Source organism: Kordia sp. (genome assembly GCF_045105435.1).
Lineage (GTDB): Bacteria > Bacteroidota > Bacteroidia > Flavobacteriales > Flavobacteriaceae > Kordia.
In genome coordinates, this window is the sequence record NZ_JBGCDL010000371.1 from 1 (window position 1) to 5,830 (window position 5,830).

The window sequence follows — 5,830 nt, forward strand, 5'->3', positions numbered from 1 at the left end:
GACGTGCTGTAAAAATGCAAAACCTAGTCGCAGCAAGCGCTATGTTATGTGATCGTGATGAAGCGATCTTATCAGATTTATGGGTTTTAAAATACATTTGGAGCACGGAAGAACAAATTGAAACACTGCAAGCAACTGTAAATGCCTTAATAGAAAAGGAGCAAACCGAAGAAAAAGTGCATCCGCAAGCGTTTTTTAACAAAGCGCCAAACCCAGAAGAATTGATGAATGAAGTTTCAAGCTTAAAACAAAAATTCTCAAATCAAGAAGTTTCATTGCAAGAATTAAATGTCATTAAAGACAAACTACGCTACTTGCAAAACCGAACGGATTGGGTAAAAGATGCACAGAAAAAACAATACATAAATACAGAAATTGACCAATTGTGGAAACAGATCTTACACAAGGCGTAACCGAATATTGGTTGCGATTGCCTATAAAATACAAAGACAAATTAGCGCAAATTCGTGTGTGGACTTCCCTACGAATGGCAACTGATATGGACGATATTTGGGTAAGAGGCATTGCGCAAAGTCAGTTGCACAGTCCAGAAATTAGGAGCATTCCATTCAAAAAAATATACTTTCAGCATGACAATGCTTTATTTCTCCTTGGCGGGAACGTACCCGAAGAACGGTTAAAAACGTCGCTGCTTTGGTCGCCAATTCACAAAGCATTGCCTGTAGAAATGCCCGATTATAACTTTAATTACTTCGGAATTGAAGATCGTATCGAACTCAAAATAGTAGCTTCCACCATAGAACGAAATGCGGCTGCACAATTAATTCCATTAGAAACTTTAGATGACATCATTCCAAAAATGCCAGCAATACGTTTGCAGCACATCAATTGGGTGCTTATAAATGACAAAGCACTCTTACTAGGTGCGCCAGTACTTTCCATGCCTGGAAAAACCTATTGGCAAACGCAAAACTTTCTGTTACCAGCTGGATACGATTTTGAATATCCTGAATTAAGTAGTTATTTCAACAAAATTACCAACCCAGAAAATGACAGTTTTATTGTCATGCAAACAGATCATTCATTCATAAAAATAGCAAAAGAAAATTTTCAAAAACTCACAATCAGCAGTTACCGATTGTCACGATAAACCATGAGCAATACGCATTCAAAAGCCACATTCTACTTTAAATCCTACCAAGACTATTTTTGGCAGTGGGAATCAGATCAGATGTTTCATGGAACCGCAAATTCGCAAAATTTTGAAGCTGAATTTAACTGTATCACCATTCCTAATGGAATGACAATTGCCTACAAACAGCAAATTGCAGAAGTATTGCCATTGTTTGCCGAAAAAGGATTTCCACCTTTTGGCGCATTAATACTTGTGTTTTTAGCAACAAATTCAGGAGAAGTTTCGGTAGCGATCAAAGAAATATTTGACGAAATTTTAGCTGCTCATAAAAAAGCACCTGAAAACAAACACATAGATTTTGATGCCGCTTACGCATTCTTAAAAACCTTACTCATCTTGCCTTTGGCATACAAAAAAGGGAAAAACAGAACTGATTTATTTGCATTTTTATTTGAAACAACAAATCACAGTCTATCACCAAAATTCTCAAATGAAATCCTCGATTTGATACAAAATCATGGTTACTTATTAAAAATCAGTAGTCTAAAAGGGAAAATGTGCCTGACCAATTTAAGCAAAGACATCAACGCATTGGCACTATTACATCACAAATATCCTACGGTAGATGTGTTACTGAAAGCTTGGCTTAAAATAGAAGAAATTCCTGTTGAACCAGAAGATGCCGATATAGAATACTTTAGTGAAGATCCTGATTTTATTCAAGAATTGATTGAAGAGCCAAAAACCTTCTTTATGGGAAGTCTCATCAAGCGATTATGGTCTGGAATTCAGTTGCCAATGCATTATGCGCATCCTGGCGAAATGCCTTTGGGCGGAATTTCGGATGTTACGAATAAAGGAAAATTTGACAATATGCTCATTTCCGAGTTTGCCAATGACGATCTGATCTTTTTACACCGAATTGCTAACAAAGAAGCACTATTCATTCGTCGCGAAACTACGCCCGAAGAAGATTTGCGCACACGCATATTTTTAATAGACACGACGATTAAAAACTGGGGAACGCCTAAAATACTATCATTTGCAACCGCATTTTCGTTTATCCATCATCCCAAAAATGAAATGCAGTTTCAACCGTATGCATTGGGCGAAACTTATGAACCTTTATATTTTGATACAAAAGATAAAATTATAAGCGGATTACAACGTACATCACCTTTGCTAGACGCTTCACAAGCAATTGAAAAATTTATAGACGAATGTGAAGAAGAAAACATAGAAATCACGCTATTTACAAGTGCTAAAACGCTCGAGCATCAAAACATTCGACGTTTATTCAACATGCATCACACAAAATTTGGCGGCGTTATTACGGCTGACAGTCAAGGAAATATTGATGTATATAAAATGAAAACTGGTGCCAAACGCTTATCAAAACACATTCAATTACCATTACAAGAATTATGGGCAAATCCGCCAAAAAATGGCAAAAAGAAATCAGAAAAGCCAGAAAAAAATGCGGAGCATATAGCTAATTATCCTTTATTATACGGATATCCAACACGGATATTAATTCATTTTTCAGATAGAAAATACGCGTATATTCTGCAAAAAAATGGCGATTTATTCCGTACAACGAGTAGCAGCAAAGGTTTCAAAATGATTCAGCGAGACATTCGGTTTGTCACAGGAATCAAACAGGAAAAATTGGCAGTTTTACATGATGATGAATTGATGATATTATTTTGGAATGTAGAAAATCAAATTGTAGTAAAATCAAAAAATAGTAGCTGTAGGTTTGGTTATAACATGTTGGAATATAAAAAAGCGCTGTTCAAAGACTTTATCGTATTTGAAGATGAATTTTACTTGATAACCAGAAAACATTACAGCGATGCACCTGTATTTATGCAATTAGATATTTATGATGGTACTTATTTGCAAATTGGAAATCCAAGTACTGAACTAAAAAACACGCATAAAGCATACATAAAAAACCGAATAGAACAATTTGATGGTTCTATTTTTACAAAAATCAATACAATTACAATTACCAAAGATTTAGAAATTATATTTAATTACAAACACCGATTGGATCTTATTGGCGATACAGGTTATTTTGAGAATATTGACAAAGAAGAAGCACATTTAGAAGACGAATATTCAGTGTCGCTTCACAAACGAAATCAGCGCGTTGAATTTGATGATAACAGCGTAATTACAATTGACAAAAACGGAATTATTACATTTGAAAGTGGCGATCCAAACTTGCCAACATTCTATCTTGCATCGTATATTGGAGTTGGAATCGGAATTTCCACTCACGAAGAATATGCAGGAAGTTATTATTTTAAACCAGAAGACAACTCGTTTCATACCATAAGCGTGTATGATTTTGACGAAAAATATATGGAACCTTTTTTACAACACATACTTGATGCATGCACTTAGCATTACAACATACCGATAGCAGTCCGTACGTACGTTGCGGAATTTTTATCAAACATGCTTCTCCAAAAGTGTGGTTGACAGAAATCACGCGGATGCAACTGAAGCTCTCAGATTGTACCTTATATCCGTGCCCGGGAATGGACGCAAACAGTATTTCGGGCGTGTTAATTATTTTTAAAACAGCACAAAAACGAATAGAAGTACGAAACAATTTATGTGTCCAAAAAGTACAAAAAGGCTTTTATATTCCTGAACATACGCAGCTAAATATGGCGCTTACGCAGGAAGAATACACAAAAATGTTTCAAGGAAAACCACACTTTTTTCATCATCAATATGGTTTCATAGAACTCAAAGAGGAAGTTGCTTGGGAAGCGCTTTTACAAATTCCGAACGAACAATTTCCTGTCATTGAAACACCATCAAAAGGTGTACACATTCCAATGAAAGTAACTGCGTTTAGCGTGGAAATTGAAGAAAAAGAAACGGAAGATGCTTTAGAAGCTCCTTTCGGGAAAGAAGCAGTAGATCCGAAAGAGTTGCCTTTTGATATGAAAAAAGTATTGGAAGGCAATAACAAGGAAGTTGATAAATATTTAAAATACCTAGAAAAAAATCCGGAAGCAGCTTTAAAAATGGCAGTTCCGTTAGATATGTTAGGCACTTCGCGCGGAAAAGCACTTGCCAAATACAAATTTAAAAGTAATTTCTTTGAATCAATTGGTTTGGGGAATTCGTCAGAAAACACAAAAAACACCTTCAAAACGATTATTGGAATTTTGGCGATTGTTGCTATTTTTTGGATTGGTTCGTATGTGGTCGATCAAGCAAAAAAGAAAGAAATAACGGTTGTACCTGGCAAAATACGAATTCTTAAAAAAGAAGATCAAAATTCTACGTTAGATCCAGTTGTTATTGAAGTAAATAAAACAACTACAAACGGCTCCCAAAAGCAATCAAAACCAACAAAGACAGTCGTTCAAAAAAGTAAAAAGTCTACAAATGACAATTCATACAAAGTAAAACAGACCGCAGAAGAAATGTTGTGGCAAAGTGTACTTTTGGCAATTATTATCGTTTTTGGATTCATTACAATTGTATATTTCATCGTATTAAGAGTAAAACGGAATATCAAAGCTAGAGTAGCAGCTAAGAAAAAAACAGCAAGTTCGTGGCTAGATTTACCAGAAGACGATAAATTATTTTCGTTTGAAGAAACGGAAAAAAAACCAGTATTCGATCTTTATTTTGGCGGAAACGAATTGTCTAAATTAAGTAAAATATCCATCGTTTTGGTTATTACAATATTACTAGCATATCTATTTTACCCAATGATAAATTCGCCAGGTATTGGAAAACTATTTATGATCATTGCAGGCGTAATTGTAATTCGATTGCTATACTTATTAATCAACAAAAATAAAACCATCATAAATGACTAATTCAAAAGAAAGTAGGTTTCAAGCAAAGCTGATTTACTTTATCGTCTTTGTGTTGTTTTTAAAATTTGTCTATCTCATAATCACTTCCATAGTTTATAGAGATTTCCCTAGCTTTTTGGGCGGACTCGTTATTCTTGCTCTTGTATTTTTTATATTATCATACTTTATCAATTCTTTATTTAATGGAATTATTCCGAGCGGAAGTGGCGTAGGCGGAAGTTCTACCGTGGGCGATCGTCAATTTCAAACTTTAATGGAACGTTACGAAAAGCTAACCAATGAATTCATCGAAAAAAAGCAATACAAAAAAGCGGCGTACATTCAATTAAAGCTCTTGCGAAACTCGTATCGAGCAGCTTCAATTTTAAAGGAAGGGCATTTATACAATGAGGCAGCACACATTTATTTAAAAAAGTGTCATCGCAAGCAAGAAGCTGCTGAATGTTATGAAATGGCCCGTTCGTATACAAAATCGATCAAGCTCTATAAAGAGTTGGAAATGAACGAGAAAGTAGGAGATATTTATGCAAAAATAGAAGATACTAAAAATGCACAAGCGCATTATCAAATGGTGGTGGATGCATATTCAAAAAACAGTCAATTCGTAAAAGGATCATTAATCTATCGCAAAAAAATGGACAATATTCCGTCTGCCAATGCATTATTACTACAAGGTTGGACCGAAAACAAAGATGCTGTCAACTGCGCCAATAATTACTTTGCCAATTTTAAAGACAAAGCTTCTTTAGAAAAAGCAATCATAGATTTTAAAAACAAGAACGTACATAATGGAAACGAATACAATTTCCTCAAAACTTTAATGTACGAATACAACAAAGACATTGTTTCAAAAGAAGACATTCAATTGATGGCGTATGAA

The 5,830-nt window shown here is 34.8% G+C and carries 4 protein-coding genes and 1 pseudogene; all 5 read left to right on the forward strand.

Translation table 11 applies throughout. The annotated features are described in order from the left end of the window. Positions 1-413: pseudogene (locus AB8B65_RS18805) on the forward strand (ATPase); the annotation flags it as partial. Beyond that, positions 386-1,111: a hypothetical protein gene (locus tag AB8B65_RS18810; RefSeq protein ID WP_405302825.1), complete on the forward strand. Its 726-nt coding sequence runs from the start codon at positions 386-388 to the stop codon at positions 1,109-1,111. The pseudogene AB8B65_RS18805 and the gene AB8B65_RS18810, both read left to right, overlap by 28 nt. Positions 1,112-1,114: 3 nt before the next feature. After that, positions 1,115-3,508 (forward strand): hypothetical protein, encoded by a 2,394-nt coding sequence (locus tag AB8B65_RS18815; protein WP_405302826.1) that lies wholly within the window; start codon positions 1,115-1,117, stop codon positions 3,506-3,508. After that, a complete protein-coding gene (locus AB8B65_RS18820) occupies positions 3,499-4,950 on the forward strand; it encodes a hypothetical protein (protein ID WP_405302827.1) in 1,452 nt (483 codons plus the stop codon). Before AB8B65_RS18815 ends, AB8B65_RS18820 begins: the two co-directional genes overlap by 10 nt. Continuing rightward, positions 4,943-5,830 (forward strand): hypothetical protein (locus AB8B65_RS18825; RefSeq protein ID WP_405302828.1); only part of this gene is annotated, 888 nt, incomplete at its 3' end. The genes AB8B65_RS18820 and AB8B65_RS18825, both read left to right, overlap by 8 nt.